This is a genomic window from Pseudomonas sp. Leaf15, from assembly GCF_001421425.1.
GTDB classification, from domain to species: Bacteria; Pseudomonadota; Gammaproteobacteria; order Pseudomonadales; family Pseudomonadaceae; genus Aquipseudomonas; species Aquipseudomonas salomonii.
This window is the reverse complement of the sequence record NZ_LMKI01000035.1, coordinates 299028-321191: the sequence shown is the minus strand read 5'-3', so window position 1 is coordinate 321191 and position 22164 is coordinate 299028. Positions and strand designations below refer to the sequence as shown.

The following is a 22164-nucleotide window of genomic DNA, read 5'->3' as shown; positions in this document are numbered from 1 at the left end:
ATGTCTTTTAACATCGGCCTTAGCGGCCTCTATGCGGCCAACAAACAACTGGACGTGACCGGCAACAACATTGCCAACGTTGCGACCACCGGTTTCAAAGCGTCCCGTGCGGAATTTTCCGACATCTATGCAGCGTCCAAGCTGGGCACCGGCCAGAACAGTGTCGGCAGCGGCGTGAACCTGGCGGCAGTGTCTCAGCAGTTCACCCAGGGTGACGTCAACAACACCGGCGGCTTGCTGGACATGGCGATTCAGGGCGGCGGCTTCTTCGTGCAGAAGGGCAGTGACGGTTCGCTGGAATACACCCGCAGCGGCACCTTCCGTGCGGACAAAGACGGCTTTATCACCAACAACACCGGCACCTCGCGCCTGCAAGGCTACGCAGCGGACGCCGATGGCAACATCATCAAAGGCGCGCTGACCGACCTGCAATTGAACCTGTCGAATCTGCCGCCCAAGGCGTCCACCAAAGTGGACTCCACCAGTAACCTGAACTCTTCCTCGCCGGTGATCGACCAGGCGGCCCACCCGTTCGATCCAACCGAGTCCAGCTCGTTCAGCACCCAGTACAACACCACGTTGTATGACACGCAGGGTAACGCGCACCCGATGGTGCAGTACCTGGTCAAGACCGACTCCAACACCTGGAAGTCCTACACCCTGATCGACGGCCGTAACCCTGACGGTTCGGCGCCTACCGGCACAGGCTCGACGCCACCGGTGGCATCGACGTTGAGCTTTGACGGCTCCGGCAAACTCACCGGGATTGTGACCGGCACCACCTCCAGCACCACCTTGCAGCTGACCGGCTGGGTGCCGGGTACCGTGACCAATGGTGTGTGGACCAAAAACGGCGCGAATGCCAACCCTGGCGGGATTGCCATCAACATGGGCAACATCACCCAGTACAACTCGGCCACCTACCGTAACCCACCGGTCACCGATGGCTACGCCACCGGCCAGATCACCGGCCTGAACATCGACGGTAACGGCGTGCTGTTCGCCACTTTCAGTAACCAGCAGAGCAAGTCCATTGGTCAGCTCTCCCTGGCCAGCTTCAACAACGAACAGGGCCTGCAGCCGTCGGGTGGCACCACCTGGAAAGAGACCTTCGCCTCGGGCCAGCCGGGTTACGACGCCCCGCAATCCGGCACCTTGGGTTCGATCGTGTCCAAGTCCCTGGAAAACTCTAACGTCAACCTGACCAACGAGCTGGTGGACCTGATCAAGGCCCAGAGCAACTACCAGGCGAACGCCAAGACCATCTCCACCCAAAGCACCATCATGCAGACCATCATTCAGATGACCTGACGCAGCTGCGAACAAGAGCCCCTCCTGCGAGGGGCTTTTTTTTGCGTGTTATTTGACCGGAAACAATTCCGACTTTGCGCGAGATTGCCAGCTGACAGGCTTTTGTTGGAACCGACCACGCCGTTTTTTCCACTTATCGGGCTTAAAGGTATGGGTTCTTACGGGGGTTGGATATGTGGGATCTGTCGGTGTCTGGCCATGGGGCTGGAGGTGTGCGTTATGACGTGGGCGGTGCGGGGCGAAATCTGGGGGGCGTAAGCCGTGCAGAGGAAAAAAAGGATGACGTAGAGGTCGATAAAAACGCCGTCGCCCAGATGCTCAAACAGCTGGATGAGGCCGAAAAGGGCAATAAAAACCAAACTGCCCAGGACTTGCGCGACAAGCTCAATGAGAAGCGCAAGGAGCTGGGTGAGGAGAAGTTCAAGGAGATCCTTGAGGCGTTGAAGAAAGACGCCTCCAGCGATTTGCTCGCGTTGTTGAAGAAGCTGTTTCCGGATTTTTTCCCGGATGAGCCGTCACCGGCGCCTGCGCCGGCACCTCAGCCGTCACCTGGTGGTGGTGGTGGTGGTGGTGGTGGTGGTGGTGGCAGGGTAAATCCGAAGAATTTCGGCGGCAGCGAGCCCATGAGTAATCTGCCGATTACCGAAGGCTCCAAGCATTTCAACTACAAGCCTGATGCAAGCAACCCAGGTAAAAAACCGAACAATATCTGGAGTGGGTTCAGCCAAGGCCCTGACGGCAATTGCGTCACCGTGTCGGCGATAAAGGGCGCGATGATGAAGTTTGGTCAAAAACCTACCGACGTCTTCAAGGAGGTGAAAGAGACGGGAGAGGGTTACCACGTAAAAATGCGAGACGGTTTCGAGCTTACTTTATCTAAAGGCGAGTTAAGGCAAGCAGCCGCTTACGCGCAGTTCAAGGGCGATAATCCGGGCATGATTACCGATGCAAACTTCATGTATGCCGCGAGCGCCAAGCGCGCTCAAATAGAGGGCAATGGCCATGATGACAACGCCAATGCTGCCAAACAGAGTTTCGCTCATGCGATGCAAAGTTTGAACAATGGCGAAATGGGTTGGGAGGCGCTGGACCGGCTAGGGCTGAAAGACCACTACAGGCAGTCTTCGAGTTCCGAGCTGGCAAGTGGCAAGCTGGGTGTTGTGGATTATGGCGGCCATTCAATGGCGGTGATTGGCGGACGCATAGAATTGTGGGGTGGGCGCGGTGGCCGGCCCCAGGAAGGCCTCGCCTACGCATTCACGTAGCAAAAAAAACCGATAAACCCAAATGCAGCCAGGTTTATCGGTTTTTTACATCCTGGGCGTTCAAGCCCAGGACTCACTCAGCTTATTGGCAAGCTTCGCAATCCGGCTCATCAATCGCGCAAGCCTTTGGCACTGGCGCCGGGCCGGCTGGAGCAGCCAGCACCGAATCATCACCGTGGTTGCCGCTGGAAACGGCGTTCAGCTTACCGGTGTTGATGGTCGACTTCTCGGTGCTGGTCGCGGCCAGGGCACGGAGGTAGTAAGTGGTTTTCAGGCCACGGTACCAGGCCATGCGGTAGGTCACGTCAAGCTTCTTGCCCGAGGCACCGGCGATGTACAGGTTCAGCGACTGCGCCTGGTCGATCCACTTCTGACGACGGCTGGCGGCGTCAACGATCCACTTGGTGTCCACTTCGAAGGCCGTCGCGTAGAGCTCTTTGAGTTCTTGCGGGATGCGCTCGATCTGCTGCACCGAACCGTCGTAGTACTTCAGGTCGTTGATCATGACCGAGTCCCACAGGCCGCGAGCCTTGAGGTCGCGAACCAGGTACGGGTTGATCACGGTGAATTCGCCCGACAGGTTCGATTTCACGTACAGGTTCTGGTAAGTCGGTTCGATCGACTGCGATACGCCAGTGATGTTGGCGATGGTCGCGGTCGGTGCGATGGCCATGATGTTGGAGTTACGAATACCTTTCTGCACACGGGCACGTACCGGCGCCCAGTCCAGGCTTTCGTTGAGGTCAACGTCGATGTACTTCTGGCCACGCTGCTCGATCAGGATCTGTTGCGAATCCAGCGGCAGGATGCCTTTGGACCACAGCGAACCCTGGAACGTCTCGTAGGCGCCGCGCTCGTCGGCCAGGTCGCAGGAAGCCTGGATCGCGTAGTAGCTGACCGCTTCCATGGACTTGTCGGCGAACTCGACCGCAGCGTCCGAACCGTACGGAATGTGCTGCAGGTACAAGGCGTCCTGGAAGCCCATGATGCCCAGGCCGACCGGACGGTGCTTGAAGTTGGAGTTCTGCGCCTGTGGCACCGAGTAGTAGTTGATGTCGATCACGTTATCGAGCATGCGAACGGCGGTGTTGACGGTGCGTTCCAGCTTGGCGGTGTCCAGCTTGCCGTTGACGATGTGGTTCGGCAGGTTGATCGAGCCCAGGTTGCAAACGGCGATCTCGTCCTTGTTGGTGTTCAAGGTGATCTCGGTGCACAGGTTCGAACTGTGGACCACGCCCACGTGCTGCTGCGGGCTGCGCAGGTTGCACGGGTCTTTGAAGGTCAGCCATGGGTGGCCGGTTTCAAACAGCATGGACAGCATTTTGCGCCACAGGTCTTTGGCCTGGATGGTCTTGAACAGCTTGATCTTGCCTGGGTACTGGGACAGGGCTTCGTAGTACTCGTAACGCTCTTCGAAGGCCTTGCCGGTCAGGTCGTGCAGGTCCGGCACTTCGGATGGCGAGAACAGGGTCCACGGGCCGTCATCGAAGACACGCTTCATGAACAGGTCAGGGATCCAGTTGGCGGTGTTCATGTCGTGGGTACGACGACGATCATCACCGGTGTTCTTGCGCAGCTCGATGAACTCTTCAATGTCCATGTGCCAGGTTTCCAGGTACGCACACACGGCGCCTTTGCGCTTGCCGCCCTGGTTGACCGCAACGGCGGTGTCGTTGACCACTTTCAGGAACGGTACAACGCCCTGGGATTTGCCGTTGGTGCCCTTGATGTAAGAACCCAAGGCACGCACAGGCGTCCAGTCGTTGCCCAGGCCGCCAGCGAATTTGGACAACATGGCGTTGTCGTGGATCGCGTGGTAGATGCCCGACAGGTCATCCGGCACGGTGGTCAGGTAGCAGCTCGACAGCTGTGGACGCAGGGTGCCGGCGTTGAACAGGGTTGGGGTCGACGACATGTAGTCGAAGGACGACAACAGGTTGTAGAACTCGATGGCACGGTCTTCTTTGTGCTTCTCTTCAATCGCCAGGCCCATGGCCACGCGCATGAAGAACACTTGCGGCAGTTCGAAGCGCACACCGTCCTTGTGGATGAAGTAACGGTCGTACAGGGTTTGCAGGCCCAGGTAGGTGAACTGCTGGTCGCGCTCGTGGTTGATCGCCTTGCCGAGTTTTTCCAGGTCGAAGGTGGCCAGGATCGGGTTCAGCAATTCGAATTCGATACCCTTGGCGATGTAGGCCGGCAGGGCCTTGGCGTACAGGTCAGCCATCTCGTGGTGGGTGGCGCTGTCGGCCACGCCCAGGAAGCCCAGGCCTTCAGCACGCAGGGTGTCCATCAGCAGGCGCGCGGTCACGAACGAGTAGTTCGGCTCACGTTCAACCAGGGTACGGGCGGTCATCACCAGGGCGGTGTTGACGTCGGTCAGGGCCACGCCGTCGTACAGGTTCTTCAGGGTTTCGCGCTGGATCAGGTCACCGTCGACTTCTTCCAGGCCTTCGCAGGCCTCGGTGATGATGGTGTTCAGGCGGCCCAGGTCCAGCGGAGCAAAGCTGCCGTCGGCCAGGGTAATGCGGATCGACGGGTGAGCTTGCACGGCCGCTTCTTCAGCCGGGGAGCGCACGGCACGTTCCTTGGAACGGGCGTCACGGTAGATCACGTAGTCGCGCGCCACTTTCTGCTCGCCGGCACGCATCAGGGCCAGTTCAACCTGGTCCTGGATTTCTTCGATGTGGATGGTGCCGCCCGACGGCATGCGACGCTTGAAGGTCGCGGTAACCTGTTCGGTCAGGCGGGCAACGGTGTCGTGGATGCGCGACGAGGCAGCAGCGGTGCCGCCTTCAACTGCAAGAAACGCTTTGGTGATGGCGACGGTGATTTTGTCATCGGTGTAAGGAACGACAGTGCCGTTACGCTTGATCACGCGCAGTTGGCCAGGTGCGGTGGCGGACAGATCCAGGTTCGAATCAGCGGCCTGCGGCACGGAGCCCTGCGGGTTCTCGCGAGTTGTGTCGGTTTGCATGGGGGGTTGTCTCCACATTCTATATTTATTTGGGCACCATCACGGTGCCCACCGTTCCGTCCTGAAGCACTTACAACAGGCCTGGGCCTGGCATAACAACTTCGGGACAGGAGGAAGGGAGCTCATCGCGCCGCTTCCATGCCGAAGTCTTCGGTTCGGGGCTTGAAAGAGCCCTTGGCCGTATTCCTGCCGGGTGACAGTTGCTCGCTCCAAGCACTGCAACACCCGTACCGTTTTCTGCCAATTTGGCGGGGAAAACGGTTGCCATCCGCGTGCGCGGTTTGGGCTTTTAAAAAATGCTTTGGTTCAACCAAACAGGAGCAAGAAAGCGCTTGAGTTTCTTGTCTGATTTGTGTTTGGTTTTTCGCTTAAAACCCTACATGTAGGGTTTTTTTAGCGCCGAGGTACAAGATAATGCGTTTTGGGGGGCTTAGCAACGCACTACCTGTGGATAACGCTGTGGGTAAAATGTGTATGAAACGTGGAACGCCCGTGTAGGCCGCAGTGTTGCTGGATTACGCCGTTTGTCACCGAATATTCCAAGGCAAAAACCGCCGGTTGGATTTTTGAGGGCGCGAACCCTATCACAAAAAAACGCGATCACCGAATGGATTTCCAGGCGTGTACTGGAGGGCTGGCCCATGGCTACAATCGGCCCATCATACAGAGAGGCCACATTGTGCTTCCCGCACATGACAATAATGAGAAGCGAGGTAGCGCATGGCACAGGAAGCCTGGCAGATATTGATCGTCGAAGACGACGAGCGATTGGCCGAGTTGACCCGTGATTACCTGCAGAGCAACGGCTTGCAGGTGTCCGTGGAGAGCGACGGTGCCCAGGCGGCGGCGCGCATCATCGCCGAACAACCGGACCTGGTGATCCTCGACCTGATGCTGCCTGGCGAAGACGGCCTGAGCATCTGCCGCAATGTCCGTGAGCGCTACGACGGCGTGATCCTGATGCTGACCGCGCGCACCGACGATATGGATCAGGTGCAAGGCCTGGACATGGGCGCCGACGACTACGTGTGCAAACCGGTGCGCCCGCGCTTGTTGCTGGCGCGTATCCAGGCGTTGTTGCGGCGCAGCGAGTCGGCGATACCCGCCGCCGTGGAAAACCTGCGGCGCCTGCAGTTCGGCCCGCTGGTGGTGGACAACGCCCTGCGCGAAGCCTGGCTGCACGAGGGCAGCATCGAGCTGACCAGCGCCGAGTTCGACCTGTTGTGGCTGCTGGTGGCGAATGCCGGGCGCATTTTGTCCCGCGAAGAAATCTTTATCGCCTTGCGCGGGATTGGCTACGACGGCCAGGACCGCTCCATTGATGTGCGCATCTCGCGTATTCGGCCCAAGATCGGCGACGACCCGATTCACCCACGGCTGATCAAGACCATTCGCAGCAAAGGCTACTTGTTCGTCCCTGAAGCTGCCGCCGACATGCCGCTGTGAACTCGATCTTCCTGCGTATCTACGGCGGCATGTGCACGGCGCTGGTCCTGGTGGCGTTGCTCGGCGTGCTGGCCCTGCACCTGCTTAATGAGGTGCGCAGCGGCCAGTACCGTGAGCGCCTGGCCCACGGCACCTTTGCGCTGATGGGCGACAACCTGCAACCGATGAGCGCAATCGAGCGCCAGCGTGCCCTGGCGGTGTGGGAGCGCTTGCTCGGCATTCCCCTGGAACTGCGTCCCTTGGCGGACGCGCAGTTGGACCTGACCCAGCGCAATCGCCTGCAACGTGGCCAGGTGCTGGTGGAGCAGACCGGCCCGCATGCCGCGCGTGTACTGCGCCTGGTCAGCGAACAGTCGCAGCTTGTGCTCACCGGTGAAGTGCAGCAGATCAGCGAGCAGCTGGCGCGTGCGACGATTTACCTGCTGGCTGACGAACTGGTGCGCTTCCCGGTGGCCGAGCAGCCGCAACGCCTGGCGGATATAAAAGAGGCCAAGGGCTTTGGTTTTGAGATGCACCTGATGACGCTGGATCAGGCGGACATGGATGACGACCAGCGCCGTCGCGTTGCGGAAGGCGATACGGTGATGGCCCTGGGCAAGGGCGGCGACTCCATCCGCGTATTCGCCGGCATGGTCGGCACGCCGTGGGTGCTGGAAATCGGCCCGCTGTATCAAATGAACCCGTACCCGCCGCAGTGGCTGATCCTGATCGCGTTGATCAGCCTCACGCTGATCGGGTTGATCGTGTACCTCTTGGTGCGTCAGCTCGAACGGCGCCTCAAAGGCCTGGAAGCAGCGGCCACGCGCATCGCCAAAGGCAACCTGGAAGTGCGTGTGCCGGCGCGTGGCGCCGATTCGGTAGGGCGTTTGGCCGCCGCCTTTAATGGTATGGCCGAGCACTTGCAGCAATTGCTGGCGATTCAGCGCGAGCTGGTGCGCGCGGTCTCCCACGAATTGCGCACCCCGGTGGCGCGCCTGCGCTTTGGCCTGGAGATGATCGGCGACGCCGCCACCCCAGAGGCGCGGCGTAAATATATGGAAGGCATGGACAGCGATATCCAGGACCTCGACGGCCTGGTCGACGAAATGCTCACCTACGCCCGCCTGGAGCAAGGCGCGCCGGAGCTGAATTTCCAGCGGGTCGACCTCGATGCCTTGCTCGATCAGGTGATCGGCGAATTATCGCCACTGCGCCCGCAGGTCAGTGTTGCCCGGGGTATCTGCCTGTCCTCGGCGCATTGGGATGACGCCTGGGTCGACGCCGAGCCGCGCTACCTGCACCGTGCCCTGCAAAATTTGGTCGGCAATGCGATGCGCCATGCCCAGGGTCGGGTGCTGATCAGTTATCAAGTGGGCCAGGTGCGCTGCCGCATCGATGTGGAAGATGACGGGCCGGGTGTGCCGGAAAGCGCCTGGGAGCGGATCTTCACGCCATTTTTGCGTCTGGACGACAGCCGCACGCGAGCGTCAGGCGGGCATGGTCTGGGTTTGTCGATTGTGCGGCGGATTATCTATTGGCACGGCGGGCGGGCGTTGATCAGCAAGAGCAACAACCTGGGTGGGGCGTGTTTCAGCTTGAGTTGGCCCAGGGATCAGGACAAGACTTGAGACCGCCATCGCAGGCAAGCCAGCTCCCACATTTTGAATGTATCCGCACATCAAAGGTGGGAGCCGGGCTTGCCCGCGATAGCGACCTGTCAGGCGCCGACAGCCACCAGACTCAACAACTGCTCCCCCTCCACCGCAAACTGCCCCTCCAGCTCCTTGCCATAACACCATTCAGCCGACAGATCCGTCAGCAACCGTAACCGCACGCGCCCGGCCTGTGACCACTCAAGCACCTCGGCATGCTCAAAGTAGAAGCGCTTTTGCACAATCGGATACAGCGCTTTGAACAGGCTCTCCTTGGCCGAAAACGTCAGCGTCACCAGCAGGGCAACCTGCTCGCGTGGCCCCAGTGCCATGCGCTGCAATTCGTCGGGCGTCAGAATCTCCCCAGCCAAACGCTCCGCCCGCTCCAATGACAGCAGGTTCTCCAGGTCCATCCCCAGCCCGCGCCATTTCGCCTTGTGCCCGACAATGGCCGCTGCATGCCCGGTGCTGTGGGTGATGGAGCCGCTGATATGCCCAGGCCACACCGGCGCACGGTCGTCGCCGATGGCCGGTACGCAATCCAGTTGGTCAAGCTGTTGCAACGCTGCACGGGCGCACAGGCGACCGGCTAGGAACTCCGCCTGGCGTTTGGCCACCGAGCGCTGGATGCTGGCCGGCGGCGGCACGGCGCTGCGCTGGAAGTCATCGGCGAGCAACAAGGCCGGGTCGAATCGCGTGCTCAAGAACACCGTGCCCGGCAGCGGGATGGGCAGTGGACAATGGGCATCGAGTGGGGTGCAGCAAGCGGGTAGAGGCGTCATGCGCGGTATTTTGCGTCAGTTGGCGCGCCAGTGCATAGCCCGCAGCGGTTCAGGCCAGGTTCAGAGCCCGTTCAGGGGGAGTTCAGGGGCGCCTGCGTAGTCTGGCCTTAACAGCCAAAACGCGTAGAGGTAAGCCCCATGACTGCGATCAAAAAGCTGATTCTGGCCTTAAGCATGCTCGGTGCCACTGCTGGGGTTCAGGCTTCGGACGGTGCTTTTGCCGGTTTCGGCAGCGAGAAAACCAGGAAATCCAGCAACCTGATCCAGCGTGTGAGCTTCGAAGAGGTGGGCGGCCAGGCCGCGCCGTGGGGCCAGTCTTTGGGCATGACCACGCCGCAACCTGCCTACCGTGCTGGCTACGAACACCTGACGGGCCAATACAATGGCATTAAACTGCGCCCGCAAGACTTGCAGGGCCGCTATGATATTCCCCTGTCGGACAGTTGAATTGCCTTGGAGAGCCTTATGAAATTGCTGGTCGTGGAAGATGAGGCGCTGCTGCGCCATCACCTGTTCACCCGCCTGACCGACAGCGGCCATGTGGTCGAAGCTGTGGCCAATGCCGAGGAAGCCCTGTACCAGACCGGCCAATTCAACCACGACCTGGCGATTATCGACCTGGGCCTGCCCGGCATGGGCGGCCTGGACCTGATCCGCCAACTGCGCAGCCAGGCCAAAACCTTTCCGATCCTGATCCTCACCGCGCGCGGCAACTGGCAGGACAAGGTCGAAGGCCTGGCTGCCGGTGCCGACGATTACGTGGTCAAGCCGTTCCAGTTCGAAGAACTGGAGGCGCGCATGAACGCCTTGCTGCGCCGCTCCAGCGGGTTCACCCAGTCGACCATCGTCGCCGGGCCGTTGCTGCTGGACCTCAACCGCAAGCAAGCCTCGCTGGATGAGCAACCGCTGGCGCTGACGGCCTACGAGTACCGGATTCTCGAATACCTGATGCGTCACCATCAGCAAGTGGTCGCCAAGGACCGCCTGATGGAACAGCTCTACCCCGATGACGACGAGCGTGATCCGAACGTGATCGAAGTGCTGGTGGGCCGCCTGCGCCGCAAGCTGGAAGGCCCGGCCGGGTTCAAGCCGATCGACACCGTGCGTGGCCTGGGCTACCTGTTCAATGAGCGCTGCCGTTGATTCGCTCGCTACGTGTGCGCTTGATGCTCGCGGCCACCACCCTGGCCGTGCTGTTTATGCTGGGCTTGTTGCCCGCCATGCAAGGCGCGTTCAGCCTGGCGCTGCAGGATTCCATCGAGCAGCGCCTGGCCTCGGACGTGACTACGCTGATTTCCGCCGCGCGGGTCGAAAACAACCGTCTGTTGATGCCGGCGCAGTTGCCGGACGAACGCTTCAACCTCACTGACAGCCGCCTGCTCGGTTATATCTACGACCGTGAAGGCCACCTGGTCTGGCGCTCGCGGGCGACCCAGGAAGAAAACATCAACTACAAGCCGCGCTACGACGGGCGCGGTAATGAATTTGCGCGGATTCGCGAAGCCAACGGCCAGGAGTTCTTCGTGTATGACGTCGAGGTCAAGCTGCTGGGCGGCAAGAGCGCGGCGTTCAGTATCGTCGCGCTGCAACCGGTGCGTGAATACCAACTGACCCTCGAAGGCCTGCAGGAAAACCTCTACCTGGGTTTCGGCGCGGCCTTGCTGGTCTTGCTGACGCTGTTGTGGCTGGGGCTGACCTGGGGCTTGCAAGCCTTGCGCCGCCTGAGCCAGGAACTTGACCAGATCGAAGGCGGCACCCGCGAAAGCCTCACCGAAGAACACCCGCGCGAGCTGTTGCGCCTGACCGGCTCGCTCAACCGTTTGCTGCACAGCGAGCGCGAGCAACGGGCGCGTTACCGCGACTCCCTCGACGACCTGGCCCACAGCCTGAAAACCCCGCTGGCGGTGTTGCAGGGCGTGAGCGAAGACATGGCCCAGCGCCCGGAAGAACGCGGCCAGGCCTGGGTGCTGCAATCGCAGATCGAACGCATGAGCCAGCAGATCGGCTACCAATTGCAGCGCGCTAGCCTGCGTAAAAGTGGCCTGGTGCGTCACCAGGTGCGCCTGGAACCGGTGCTGCAAAGCCTGTGTGACACGCTGGGCAAGGTTTACCGCGACAAGCGCGTGACCGTGACCTTTGAGTTGCCGCCCGAGTGTGATGTGCCGATCGAGAAGGGCGCACTGCTTGAAATGCTCGGTAACCTGCTGGAAAACGCTTATCGCCTGTGCCTGAGTGAAGTGCGCATCAGCCTGACGGAGAACCTTGAAGGCACTGAGCTGTGCATCGAAGATGACGGCCCTGGCGTACCGCCGGATCAGCGTGCGCGGATTCTGCAAAGGGGTGAGCGGCTGGACCGTCAGCATCCGGGGCAGGGCATTGGCCTGGCGGTGGTCAAGGACATCATTGAAAGCTACAGCGCGCGGCTGACCCTTGGGGATTCGCCGTTGGGTGGCGCGGCGTTCAAGATTCACTTTCCGGCGGCTTGATCTTTATTGCCCTTACAGGCCCCATCGCAGGTAAGCCAGCTCCCACCTTTTTGATTGTGTGAACCCGATCAACTGTGGGAGCCGGGCTTGCCCGCGATGAGGCCAGCCCAGGCACTGCCCCTCTAATTCTCCTGCGCGCGGTAAGCCCCCGGCGTCAGCCCCGTCCACTTCTTGAACGCCCGATGAAACGCCGACGGTTCCGAAAACCCCAACTGCTCGGCAATCTCCTGCAACGACAAATCCGCCCGCCCCAAGTGATAAATGGCGATGTCCCGCCGCAACTCATCCTTGAGCGCCTGAAAGCTGGTGCCTTCCTCGCGCAAATGCCGGCGCAGGGTTTGCGGGCTGATGTGCAGGTGCTGGGCGACGGCCTCCAGGTCGGGCCAGGGCGTGCGGTCGCGGCTGAGCAGGCGGCGCAGCTGGCTGCTTAAGCTGTCGCCTTCATCCGGCCGCGACAACAGGTCAGCGGGTGAGCGCTCGAGAAAGTGCTTGAGGGTGCGCTCGTCCTGTAACAACGGCAGGCTCAGGTATCGGGCGGGAAACACCAGGCTGCTGTTTGGCGCGCCAAATACCTGAGGGCAGGGGAACAGCAGGTCGTATTCGCCCGCATGGGCCGGCATCGGGTAGCTGAATGTGGCCTGCTGCAGCCGGATGCGCTGGCCGATCAGCCAACTGCCCAGGCGATGCCAGATCACCAGCAGGCACTCGCTGAGAAAGTGGTCCGGGTCCCACAGCTGCGAATCGTCCAGGCTCAAACGGGCCAAGTCGCCTTCTCTGGTCAGCTGCCAGCGCGGACCCTGCGGGAATAGGCTATAAAATAATAAGCCGCGTTCCAGAGCTTTCTCCAGGGTGCGGCAGTGAATCAGTGCGTGGCACATCATGGCGAAGGTGCCGCGCTTGCTCGGGCCTTCGGCAAACCCCAGGTATTCGTCGTCCAGCCCCAGCCACAGCATTTGCAACAACCGGGTAAATTGCTCGGGGGCGATGCGGGCGCGGGGTTCGCTCAGCAGTTCCGGGGTGATGCCCACTTGCAGCAGCAGGCCCGAATAGTCGTAACCCGCGCGGCGCGCACCGCCCAGAGCAGCGCGGGCGTAGTGACTGGCGATGGTGCGTTCACGCATGTGAGGGCCTCGTCCATGGAGTGGCGGATGTTAGCCATCACCGGGTGGGGCGACAAGGCGGATATCCGCCAAATTGTAGGACGAGATGGGGTGAGTGGGCGGAATTCCGCCACCTCATCCACAGTGGCGAGGGGCGTGGTGTGGGTCCTCGGCCCTGATGTCTAAAGGCCTTCAGGCGATTTGAGCAAAGTGGCACGGCGTTTGCGATTAGGATTACAGCGCAGGAATGTTCCTACAGGCCTCGCAAACAACAAATCCCTCCAGTGCAGGAGGGTTCGCAATTCAAGTGTCGTGGGCAATGGCGGATCTTTGCCACACGGTGCGATTGAGGAACTTTGCAATGACGACTCGTCAGCCAATCTACAAATCCCTGTATTTCCAGGTGATCGTCGCAATCGTTATCGGTATTTTGCTCGGTCACTTCTACCCACAGACCGGCGTGGCCCTCAAGCCACTGGGTGACGGCTTTATCAAGCTGATCAAAATGGTCATTGCCCCGATCATCTTCTGCACCGTTGTCAGCGGCATCGCCGGCATGCAAAGCATGAAATCGGTGGGCAAAACCGGCGGCTACGCGCTGCTGTACTTCGAAGTTGTTTCCACCATTGCCCTGCTGATCGGCCTGATCGTCGTTAACGTTGTGCAACCGGGCGCCGGCATGCACATCGACGTGGCGACCCTGGACGCCTCTAAAGTCGCGGCCTATGTGACCGCCGGTGCAGACCAGAGCGTGGTTGGCTTTATCCTCAATGTGATCCCGAACACCATCGTCGGCGCTTTCGCCAACGGCGACATCCTGCAAGTGCTGATGTTCTCGGTGATCTTCGGTTTTGCCCTGCATCGCCTGGGTGCCTACGGCAAGCCGGTGCTGGACTTCATTGATCGCTTTGCCCACGTGATGTTCAACATCATCAACATGATCATGAAGCTCGCGCCAATCGGTGCCCTGGGCGCCATGGCGTTCACCATCGGCGCCTACGGTGTAGGTTCCCTGGTGCAGTTGGGCCAGCTGATGATCTGCTTCTACATCACCTGCATCCTGTTCGTGGTGGTGGTGCTGGGCGCCATCTGCCGCGCCCACGGTTTCAGCGTGTTGAAGCTGGTTCGCTACATCCGTGAAGAGCTGTTGATCGTACTGGGTACTTCCTCCTCCGAATCCGCACTGCCACGCATGCTGATCAAGATGGAGCGTCTGGGCGCGAAGAAATCCGTAGTAGGCCTGGTGATCCCGACCGGCTACTCCTTCAACCTCGACGGTACTTCGATCTACCTGACCATGGCTGCCGTGTTCATCGCCCAGGCGACTGACACCCACATGGACATCACCCACCAGATCACCCTGTTACTGGTGCTGCTGCTGTCCTCCAAAGGCGCTGCAGGCGTGACCGGTTCGGGCTTTATCGTACTGGCTGCCACCCTGTCTGCCGTAGGCCACCTGCCGGTTGCCGGCCTGGCGCTGATCCTGGGTATCGACCGCTTCATGTCCGAAGCCCGCGCACTGACCAACCTGGTGGGTAACGCGGTTGCCACCATCGTTGTGGCCAAGTGGGTAAAAGAACTGGACACCGACAAGCTGCACAGCGAGTTGGCGTCCGGCGGCACCGGTATTTCCGATACCCGTCCGGAAGATGACCTGGGTGTGGCCGAAGGCCCTGCGCCTGCTATCAAGTAAATTGCCCAGGGTGTGAACAACACCCAAAGCCTGCAAACGCCCCGACTGGTTCGGGGCGTTTGCGTTTCTGACGTGGCGCTTGGGGTTTTGCTTGCTTTAAAGTAAGTAAATACTTCATCCGCTGTAGGAGACCTGATGGACAGTGTGGATCTGAATGTCCTGCGCAGTGTGCTCGAATGGCGCCGTGCCGGGCACCGAGTAGTGTTGTACAGCGTGGTTCAGACCTGGGGCAGCGCGCCACGCCCGCCGGGAGCGATGCTGGCCTTGCGTGGCGATGGTGTGGTGATCGGCTCGGTGTCGGGCGGTTGCATCGAGGACGACTTGATCGCGCGCTTGCAGGACGGCCGCTTGCCGGAGGACGGCCCGCCGGTGCAGTTGGTGACCTACGGCGTCACCCGCGATGAGGCGGCGCGTTTTGGCCTGCCGTGCGGCGGCACGTTGCGCCTGACTGAGGAGCGCGTGGATGAGTTCGGCTGGGTCGCGCAATTGCTGGCGCGCTGTGAAGACCATCAGATTGTCGCGCGTGAGCTGGACCTGAGCAGTGGCAAGGTCACCTTGAGCGGCGCGGCCAAGACCGATGTCGTGACCTTTGATGGCGAGCGCCTGCGGGCCATCTACGGCCCGCGTTGGCGTTTGCTGCTGATCGGCGCCGGGCAGCTGTCGCGCTACGTGGCTGAAATGGCGCGCCTGCTGGATTTCGAAGTGCTGATCTGCGACCCGCGTGAAGAATTCGTCTACGGCTGGGAAGAGCAGCATGGCCGCTTCGTGCCCGGCATGCCGGATGAGGCGGTGCTGAATATCCAGACGGATGAGCGCACGGCCATCGTCTGCCTGACGCACGACCCTCGATTGGATGATATGGCGCTGCTGACGGCGCTGAATTCATCGGCGTTCTACATTGGCGCCCTCGGTTCGCGGGTCAATACGCAGAAGCGCCGGGAAACCCTGGCGGCGCTGGGGTTGTCGGCGGAGGCGATCGCGCGTCTGCATGGGCCGATCGGTCTGCATATCGGCAGTCATACGCCGGCGGAAATTGCTCTGTCACTGATGGCGGAAATTGTCGCGATCAAGAATGGTGTGGCACCGATGCAGAAGAAACCGTTGCCGGTGGAAGCTGAGTAATGGTGGCGGCGATTGTGCTGGCGGCGGGGCAGGGCAGTCGCTTTCGCGCTGCGGCCGGTGCTGATCAAGACAAGTTGCTGGCGGATTGCATCGGGCTTGACGGCGTAATGCGGCCAGTGATCGAGCAGGTGCTGTTGAATTTGCCGGCGCGCGTGGTACGGCGTTGGCTGGTCACTTCGGCGGATCGCCTGGCCGTTATTCGCTTGGCCAAGGCATATGGCTGTGAAGTCTTGCTGCTGGACTCGCCAGGTATGGGCGACAGCATCGCGGCGGCCGTCGCAGCCAGTGCTTCGGCGGATGGCTGGTTGGTGGTGTTGGGGGATATGCCGTTTATTCAGCCGTCGACCCTTGAGCGGGTGATTGATGCGGTCCAGGACGAGGGCATCAGTGTGCCGGTGCAGGCGGGTAAGTACGGGCATCCAGTGGCTTTTGGCCGGGCGCTTGGGCCGCGACTGATGGCGTTGAGCGGTGATCGGGGTGCAAAGCCGTTATTTACCAAGGCTGTGGTGCGGGAAGTGCCGGTGGAGGATCCCGGTGTGCTGTGGGATGTGGACGTACCGCAGATGCTAAGTTTCAGCACAGACTAACTGTGGGAGCCGGGCTTGCCCGCGAAAGCGGTGCATCAGCCACCAGATTTATTGGCTGACACTCTGCATTCGCGAGCAAGCCCGCTCCCACATTCGATCTCCTGCTGCTTCCAAACCGCATAAAAAAGCCCCGCCTGATCACTCAGGCGGGGCTTTTTAGTGGCCGATGGAATCAGACGAGGGGTTTAGGCTCGTGCTCTTCTTCCAGGGCCTTGTGCTCAACCACGGCTTCAACAACCGGGGCTGGTGCCTCGAACGCTTCGGCAGCCGGTGCGGCAGCGGCTGCAGCAGCGGCGGCTTCAGCTTCCTTGCGACGACGACGCACTTCACGTGGGTCGTTCGGCGCACGGCCGTTTTCGGTCAGGGCACTGGCAGGCGCGGCTTCAACCACGGGCGCTGCGACTTCGGCAACCACGGGGGCTTCAACAACTACGGGCGCTTCAACCACGGGTGCAGGCTCAACCACTGGAGTTGGCTCGGCAACCACTTCGGCAACCGGTGCAGGCGCTTCTTCTACCACAGGGGCAGGTGCTGGCGCTTCAACCGGTGCAGCGGGTTCGGCAGTCCACTGGAAGGCGGTCTGTTCTTCGCGAACTTCACGCACTGCCGGGGCAGCTTCTTCGACAACCGGCGCTTCAACTACGGCTTCAACCACTGGCTGAGGCTCGGCAACCGGTGCAGGCTCTACGGCAGCCACTTCGACTTCTGGCTGAACGTCGCGCACTTCACGCACTTCGCGTACTGGCGAGGCAACTTCCACTTCCGGAACCACTGGGGCTTCGATCGGGGTAGTGGCTTCGACGACTGGCGTTTCAACAACCGGCGCTTCTACAGTCGCTGTTTCTTCAACAGCAGCGGTAGCGCGTTCAGCTTGCTCATGCGCCTGGGCTTCAGCCGGTGCGCTGATCACGCTGCTGGCAACGGCGGCGGTCACCGCCAGGCCTGCAGCCAGTTCGGCGCCCGTTGGCTCTGCGGTGGCCGCTTCGCCGTTCTCGCCGGTCTCTTCCGAGCCTTCGATCACATTGCCGTTGGCATCACGCTGACGCTCACGACGGTTGCTGCGACGACGCTGGCCACGGGAGCGGCGGCGTGGACGATCGCCTTCGGCGTTGTCCTGACCGTCTTCCTGCAGTTGCTCTTCACCGGTCAGCACTTCTTCTTCGCTGGTGGCAGCGGCTTGCTCGGCACGTGGTTGACGCTCTTCACGCGGTGGGCGCGGCTGGCGCTCTTCACGTGGGGCGCGTTCTTCACGCGGCTGGCGGGCCGGGCGTTCTTCGCTGGCGGCTTCGGCAGCGACGGCAGCGACTGCCGGTGCGGCGTCCAGCGGCTCGCGCAGTTCACGCACACGTTCTTCACGCTCGCCACGTGGCTTGCGGTCTTCACGCGGGGCACGCGGAGTGCGGGGTGCGCGCTCTTCGCGCGGTGCACGTTCTTCACGGGCTACGGTTGGGGTCTCTTCACGGGCTTCGCGAGGTGCACGTTCTTCACGAGGTGCACGCTCTTCGCGTGGCGCGCGTTCTTCACGCGGTGCACGTTCTTCGCGCGGCTTGCGCTCCTCGTCACGGCGACCGTTGCGGTTACGGCTCTGTTGACGGCCGTTGCGACGTTCTTCGTTACGTGCCGGGCGTTCGGTAGCAGGCTTTTCAACCACAACCGGCGCAGCAGGCTCTTCTTTGCTGGCGAACAGGCTGACCAGCGACTTCACCAGGCCTTTGAACAGGCTTGGCTCAGGCAGGGCGGCCGGTGCGGCAACCGGTGCAGCGACTTCAGCCGGGACCGGTGCGTTGGCACGCGCCGGTGCCGTCTTCACGGCGGCTTCCTGGCGAACCAGAGTACGGGTCGCAGCGGCTGGCTGGACTTCTTCCACTTCGGCAGCGGCAGCGGCGATTTCGTAGCTGGACTGGCCACTGTGGGCTTCCGGGCTGTCATCACGCAGGCGTTGCACTTCGAAGTGCGGCGTCTCGAGGTGATCGTTCGGCAGGATGACGATGCGGGCACGGGTGCGCAGTTCGATCTTGGTGATCGAGTTGCGTTTTTCGTTAAGCAGGAACGCGGCAACCGGGATCGGCACTTGCGCGCGGACTTCGGCGGTGCGGTCTTTCAGGGCTTCTTCTTCGATCAGGCGCAGGATCGCCAGGGACAGCGATTCAACGTCACGGATGATGCCGGTGCCATTGCAACGCGGGCAGACGATGCCGCTGCTCTCGCCCAGGGAAGGACGCAGGCGCTGACGGGACATTTCCAGCAGGCCGAAGCGCGAGATACGGCCAACCTGTACGCGGGCACGGTCAGCTTCCAGGCATTCGCGGACTTTTTCTTCCACGGCGCGCTGGTTCTTGGCCGGGGTCATGTCGATGAAGTCGATCACGATCAGGCCGCCGATATCACGCAGGCGCAGTTGGCGGGCGATTTCTTCGGCTGCTTCCAGGTTGGTCTGCAGCGCGGTTTCTTCGATGTCGCTGCCTTTGGTGGCACGCGCCGAGTTGATGTCGATGGACACCAGGGCTTCGGTCGGGTCGATCACGATGGAGCCGCCGGAAGGCAGTTCGACCACGCGCTGGAAGGCGGTCTCGATCTGGCTTTCGATCTGGAAACGGTTGAACAGCGGAACGCTGTCTTCGTACAGCTTGATCTTGCTGGCGTACTGCGGCATCACCTGGCGAATGAAGGTCAGGGCTTCGTCCTGGGCTTCAACGCTGTCGATCAGCACTTCGCCGATGTCCTGGCGCAGGTAGTCGCGGATGGCGCGGATGATCACGTTGCTTTCCTGGTAGATCAGGAATGGCGCGGAACGATCCAGGGAGGCTTCTTTGATAGCGGTCCACAGTTGCAGCAGGTAGTCGAGGTCCCACTGCATTTCTTCGCTGCTGCGGCCCAGGCCTGCAGTGCGCACGATAAGACCCATGTCGGCAGGGGCGATCAGGCCGTTCAGCGCTTCACGCAGTTCGTTGCGTTCTTCGCCTTCGATGCGACGGGAAATGCCGCCGGCACGCGGGTTGTTCGGCATCAGCACCAGGTAGCGGCCGGCCAGGGAGATGAAGGTGGTCAGGGCAGCGCCCTTGTTGCCACGTTCTTCTTTTTCGACCTGAACGATGACTTCCTGGCCTTCGCTCAGGACGTCCTTGATGTTCACGCGGCCTTCGGGGGCTTTCTTGAAGTATTCGCGGGAGATTTCTTTGAGGGGCAGGAAGCCGTGGCGCTCGGAGCCGAAATCGACAAAGGCAGCCTCAAGGCTTGGTTCGATGCGAGTAATACGGCCTTTATAGATGTTGGCCTTCTTTTGCTCGCGCGCACCGGATTCGATATCCAGGTCATAGAGGCGTTGGCCATCTACCAGTGCAACACGCAACTCTTCGGGTTGAGTTGCGTTAATCAGCATTCTTTTCATGTTGTACCGTCGGTTTCCGGGCTGCCGGAAACGGCGTTCGGCACACACGACTTCTCACGGTCGGTGTCAGGTGCGTCAAGAGTGGTTGGCCACTCCAGTGTCCAGCAATAACGAGCCAATTGGGCCGGTATCGCGACGGACGCGTCCTGCTTGTTAGCGGTGGTGACAAAGGCACCACTTCAACAAAAGCTAAGGTCAGGAGGAGGAATCAACCGGCGACTGTGGACGAGATGAAGCGTCTTATAAGCCTAATGCTACACGGTCCGACGGTTGTGCATCTCCACCCTACACGTATCCCTGATAATTCGGGTGCTGCCGCGCGCAGAATCCGCAGCGGGTTGGCATTTACCGTGTACTCCAATGGGGAGTCCACGCTCATGGCTAAACAAGACTAGGTGTGGGCGACTGCGCTCTCACTCAGCTCTTAACAGGCGTTGTTTCCGAAGCATTCGCCGTGGTCTGGCTCAAGACTGACTGCACTTTGTGAACTGGCCGTAAATATCGGCGCAGAACGCGAGTATTCACTCTGCTTTCTGCACTCGCTTCAGGCCTCATGTCACCTGCGCTTGTTACAATCTCGAGCCTTCCAAGGTGGCGAAAGCCCCGTAGGACGGCCTCGCGTCCTGATGAATTGCGATGGTCAGGGCCGGCAGTTTGCCGCAAGTCCTCTGTCCAGGCCGCTTTTGGCGGCGTTCGCGACTATAGCAGCAATGATTAAGTGCTTCAATTCCATAAAAAATTGTTATCATCGCCGCCATGACGACTACCGCCCCCCAGACCCCCAGCGTCCAGCTGCTCGAGGTCTCGCCGGAATATGCCGGCCAACGCATCGACAATTTTCTCCTGGCCAGGCTCAAAGGCGTGCCCAAGACCTTGATTTACCGCATCTTGCGTAAAGGTGAAGTGCGCGTGAACAAAGGCCGGATCAAGCCCGAGTACAAGCTGCAGGCGGGCGATATCGTCCGTGTGCCGCCGGTGCGCGTGCCTGAGCGTGACGAGCCGGTGCCATTGGCCCAAGGCCTGTTGCAGCGCCTGGAAGCGTCGATTGTCTTCGAAGACAACAAGCTGATCGTGATCAACAAGCCTTGCGGCATTGCGGTTCACGGCGGCAGTGGCCTGACGTTCGGGGTGATCGAAGCCTTTCGTCAGTTGCGACCCGATGCCAAGGAGCTGGAACTGGTCCACCGCTTGGACCGCGACACCTCCGGCCTGCTGATGATCGCCAAAAAACGCAGCATGTTGCGTCACCTGCACACCGCCTTGCGTGGCGATGGCGTGGACAAGCGCTACATGGCACTGGTGCGTGGCAACTGGGCCAGCTCCATCAAGAGCGTGCGTGCGCCGCTGCAGAAGAGCAACCTGCGCTCCGGCGAGCGCATGGTCGAAGTGGACGAGGAGGGCAAAGAAGCCCTGACCCTGTTCAAGGTGCTGCGCCGCTTCGGTGACTTCGCCACGATGGTCGAGGCCAAGCCGGTGACCGGGCGTACCCACCAGATTCGTGTGCACACCCTGCACGCGGGCCACTGCATCGCCGGCGACACCAAGTACGGCGATGAGGATTTCTCCAGGGAAATTCGTGACCTGGGCGGCAAGCGCCTGTTCCTGCACGCTTACATGCTCACCGTACCGCTGCCCGATGGCGGCGAGCTGAAGTTGCAGGCGCCGGTCGATGAAATGTGGGCCAAGACCGTGGAGCGTTTGAGTGTCGCACCCTGATTACAAGCTGCTGATTTTTGATTGGGACGGCACGCTGTGCAATTCCATTGGGCGCATCGTCGACTCAATGCACGCGGCGTCGACCCGTTCGGGCTTCGAGTTGTGCACGGATCTGGCGGTAAAAGGCATTATCGGCCTGGGCCTGCCCGAGGCGATCCGTACCTTGTACCCCCGGATCAGCGACGCAGAGCTGGTGACCTTTCGCGACCATTACGCCGATCACTACATAGCGCTGGAGGCCACGCCTTCGCCGCTGTTTGACGGCGTAAAGCAAGCTCTGGAGGCGTTTCGCGCCGAGGGTTATCACCTGGCCGTGGCCACCGGCAAGGCCCGTCGCGGGCTGGATCGGGTGCTCAAGGCCCACGGGTTTGAAGATTATTTCGATATCACCCGTGCAGCGGATGAAACCGCTAGCAAACCTCACCCTCTGATGCTGGAGCAGATCCTGGCGCATTGCGGTGTAGCGCCGCGTCAGGCGTTGATGGTGGGTGACGCTTCCTTCGACCTGATGATGGCGCGCAATGCCGGCATGGACAGCGTGGCGGTCAGCTACGGTGCCCAGGCTGCCGAAGCCTTGCAGGCATACGAGCCCAGGCTGACGATTGATCATTTTTCTGAACTGCAGGCCTGGCTCAGTCGGGCCTGATAAGTCTTTGCTGG

At 60.9% G+C, this 22164-nt stretch carries 16 protein-coding genes; 12 read left to right on the top strand and 4 right to left on the bottom strand.

The window, feature by feature from the left end; translation table 11 throughout:
* Nucleotides 1-1311, top strand: a complete 1311-nt coding sequence (gene flgE / locus ASE80_RS27285; protein ID WP_056861661.1) for a flagellar hook protein FlgE — start codon at nt 1-3, stop codon at nt 1309-1311.
* A gap of 173 nt (nt 1312-1484) precedes the next feature.
* On the top strand, nt 1485-2576 hold the full coding sequence (locus ASE80_RS27280) for a hypothetical protein (protein WP_056861660.1): 1092 nt from the start codon (nt 1485-1487) through the stop codon (nt 2574-2576).
* A gap of 82 nt (nt 2577-2658) precedes the next feature.
* Here the strand turns inward: ASE80_RS27280 and ASE80_RS27275 are convergent, their stop codons facing one another.
* The gene (locus ASE80_RS27275) at nt 2659-5553 is read right to left on the bottom strand and encodes a ribonucleoside-diphosphate reductase subunit alpha (protein ID WP_056861659.1); all 2895 of its coding nucleotides are present in this window, start codon (nt 5551-5553) and stop codon (nt 2659-2661) included.
* 720 nt (nt 5554-6273) lie between these two features.
* Between ASE80_RS27275 and ASE80_RS27270 the strand changes: the two genes are divergently transcribed.
* Nucleotides 6274-6999: a response regulator gene (locus ASE80_RS27270; RefSeq protein ID WP_056861658.1), complete on the top strand. Its 726-nt coding sequence runs from the start codon at nt 6274-6276 to the stop codon at nt 6997-6999.
* A complete protein-coding gene (locus ASE80_RS27265; RefSeq protein WP_056861657.1) occupies nt 6996-8606 on the top strand; it encodes an ATP-binding protein in 1611 nt (536 codons plus the stop codon). The genes ASE80_RS27270 and ASE80_RS27265 overlap by 4 nt, the downstream gene beginning before the upstream one ends.
* An 89-nt stretch (nt 8607-8695) precedes the next feature.
* Here the strand turns inward: ASE80_RS27265 and ASE80_RS27260 are convergent, their stop codons facing one another.
* Nucleotides 8696-9412 (bottom strand): 4'-phosphopantetheinyl transferase family protein, encoded by a 717-nt coding sequence (locus tag ASE80_RS27260; RefSeq protein ID WP_056861656.1) that lies wholly within the window; start codon nt 9410-9412, stop codon nt 8696-8698.
* 138 nt (nt 9413-9550) lie between these two features.
* On the opposite strand from ASE80_RS27260, the gene ASE80_RS27255 reads away from it, so the two are divergent.
* The 3 genes from ASE80_RS27255 to ASE80_RS27245 are packed head-to-tail and all read left to right on the top strand — an operon-like array spanning nt 9551 to nt 11898.
* Nucleotides 9551-9859: a hypothetical protein gene (locus tag ASE80_RS27255; RefSeq protein WP_056861655.1), complete on the top strand. Its 309-nt coding sequence runs from the start codon at nt 9551-9553 to the stop codon at nt 9857-9859.
* 18 nt (nt 9860-9877) lie between these two features.
* A complete protein-coding gene (locus ASE80_RS27250) occupies nt 9878-10555 on the top strand; it encodes a response regulator (protein ID WP_017138377.1) in 678 nt (225 codons plus the stop codon).
* Entirely contained in the window at nt 10552-11898 is a 1347-nt protein-coding gene (locus ASE80_RS27245; protein ID WP_056861654.1) for an ATP-binding protein, read from the top strand. The genes ASE80_RS27250 and ASE80_RS27245 overlap by 4 nt, the downstream gene beginning before the upstream one ends.
* A gap of 122 nt (nt 11899-12020) precedes the next feature.
* On the opposite strand, the gene ASE80_RS27240 is transcribed toward ASE80_RS27245, so the two are convergent.
* Nucleotides 12021-13019, bottom strand: a complete 999-nt coding sequence (locus ASE80_RS27240; RefSeq protein WP_056861653.1) for an AraC family transcriptional regulator — start codon at nt 13017-13019, stop codon at nt 12021-12023.
* 340 nt (nt 13020-13359) lie between these two features.
* Here ASE80_RS27240 and ASE80_RS27235 point away from each other — a divergent pair, with 340 nt between their 5' ends.
* The 3 genes from ASE80_RS27235 to ASE80_RS27225 all read left to right on the top strand — a co-directional run bounded on the left by ASE80_RS27235 (nt 13360) and on the right by ASE80_RS27225 (nt 16400).
* Nucleotides 13360-14691: a dicarboxylate/amino acid:cation symporter gene (locus ASE80_RS27235; protein WP_017138374.1), complete on the top strand. Its 1332-nt coding sequence runs from the start codon at nt 13360-13362 to the stop codon at nt 14689-14691.
* A 135-nt stretch (nt 14692-14826) separates the two neighbouring features.
* Nucleotides 14827-15813, top strand: a complete 987-nt coding sequence (locus ASE80_RS27230; RefSeq protein ID WP_056861652.1) for an XdhC family protein — start codon at nt 14827-14829, stop codon at nt 15811-15813.
* Nucleotides 15813-16400, top strand: coding sequence for a nucleotidyltransferase family protein (locus ASE80_RS27225; protein ID WP_056861651.1), 588 nt, complete (start codon nt 15813-15815; stop codon nt 16398-16400). Before ASE80_RS27230 ends, ASE80_RS27225 begins: the two co-directional genes overlap by 1 nt.
* Nucleotides 16401-16572: 172 nt before the next feature.
* On the opposite strand, the gene rne is transcribed toward ASE80_RS27225, so the two are convergent.
* Nucleotides 16573-19788: a ribonuclease E gene (gene rne, locus ASE80_RS27220; RefSeq protein ID WP_056861650.1), complete on the bottom strand. Its 3216-nt coding sequence runs from the start codon at nt 19786-19788 to the stop codon at nt 16573-16575.
* A gap of 756 nt (nt 19789-20544) precedes the next feature.
* On the opposite strand from rne, the gene rluC reads away from it, so the two are divergent.
* Together rluC and ASE80_RS27210 are read left to right on the top strand one after the other, a co-directional pair.
* Nucleotides 20545-21504 (top strand): 23S rRNA pseudouridine(955/2504/2580) synthase RluC, encoded by a 960-nt coding sequence (rluC, locus tag ASE80_RS27215; RefSeq protein ID WP_056861649.1) that lies wholly within the window; start codon nt 20545-20547, stop codon nt 21502-21504.
* Nucleotides 21491-22150: an HAD-IA family hydrolase gene (locus ASE80_RS27210; RefSeq protein WP_056861648.1), complete on the top strand. Its 660-nt coding sequence runs from the start codon at nt 21491-21493 to the stop codon at nt 22148-22150. Before rluC ends, ASE80_RS27210 begins: the two co-directional genes overlap by 14 nt.
* Nucleotides 22151-22164 lie beyond the last annotated feature (14 nt).

Bases quoted from the DNA above. Each gene is read 5' to 3' on its own strand.
- flgE (WP_056861661.1), top strand. From the start codon at position 1: ATGTCTTTTAACATCGGCCTTAGCGGCCTCTATGCGGCCAACAAACAA.
- ASE80_RS27280 (WP_056861660.1), top strand. From the start codon at position 1,485: ATGTGGGATCTGTCGGTGTCTGGCCATGGGGCTGGAGGTGTGCGTTAT.
- ASE80_RS27275 (WP_056861659.1), bottom strand. From the start codon at position 5,553: ATGCAAACCGACACAACTCGCGAGAACCCGCAGGGCTCCGTGCCGCAG.
- ASE80_RS27270 (WP_056861658.1), top strand. From the start codon at position 6,274: ATGGCACAGGAAGCCTGGCAGATATTGATCGTCGAAGACGACGAGCGA.
- ASE80_RS27260 (WP_056861656.1), bottom strand. From the start codon at position 9,412: ATGACGCCTCTACCCGCTTGCTGCACCCCACTCGATGCCCATTGTCCA.
- ASE80_RS27255 (WP_056861655.1), top strand. From the start codon at position 9,551: ATGACTGCGATCAAAAAGCTGATTCTGGCCTTAAGCATGCTCGGTGCC.
- ASE80_RS27250 (WP_017138377.1), top strand. From the start codon at position 9,878: ATGAAATTGCTGGTCGTGGAAGATGAGGCGCTGCTGCGCCATCACCTG.
- ASE80_RS27240 (WP_056861653.1), bottom strand. From the start codon at position 13,019: ATGCGTGAACGCACCATCGCCAGTCACTACGCCCGCGCTGCTCTGGGC.
- ASE80_RS27235 (WP_017138374.1), top strand. From the start codon at position 13,360: ATGACGACTCGTCAGCCAATCTACAAATCCCTGTATTTCCAGGTGATC.
- ASE80_RS27230 (WP_056861652.1), top strand. From the start codon at position 14,827: ATGGACAGTGTGGATCTGAATGTCCTGCGCAGTGTGCTCGAATGGCGC.
- ASE80_RS27225 (WP_056861651.1), top strand. From the start codon at position 15,813: ATGGTGGCGGCGATTGTGCTGGCGGCGGGGCAGGGCAGTCGCTTTCGC.
- rne (WP_056861650.1), bottom strand. From the start codon at position 19,788: ATGAAAAGAATGCTGATTAACGCAACTCAACCCGAAGAGTTGCGTGTT.
- rluC (WP_056861649.1), top strand. From the start codon at position 20,545: ATGACGACTACCGCCCCCCAGACCCCCAGCGTCCAGCTGCTCGAGGTC.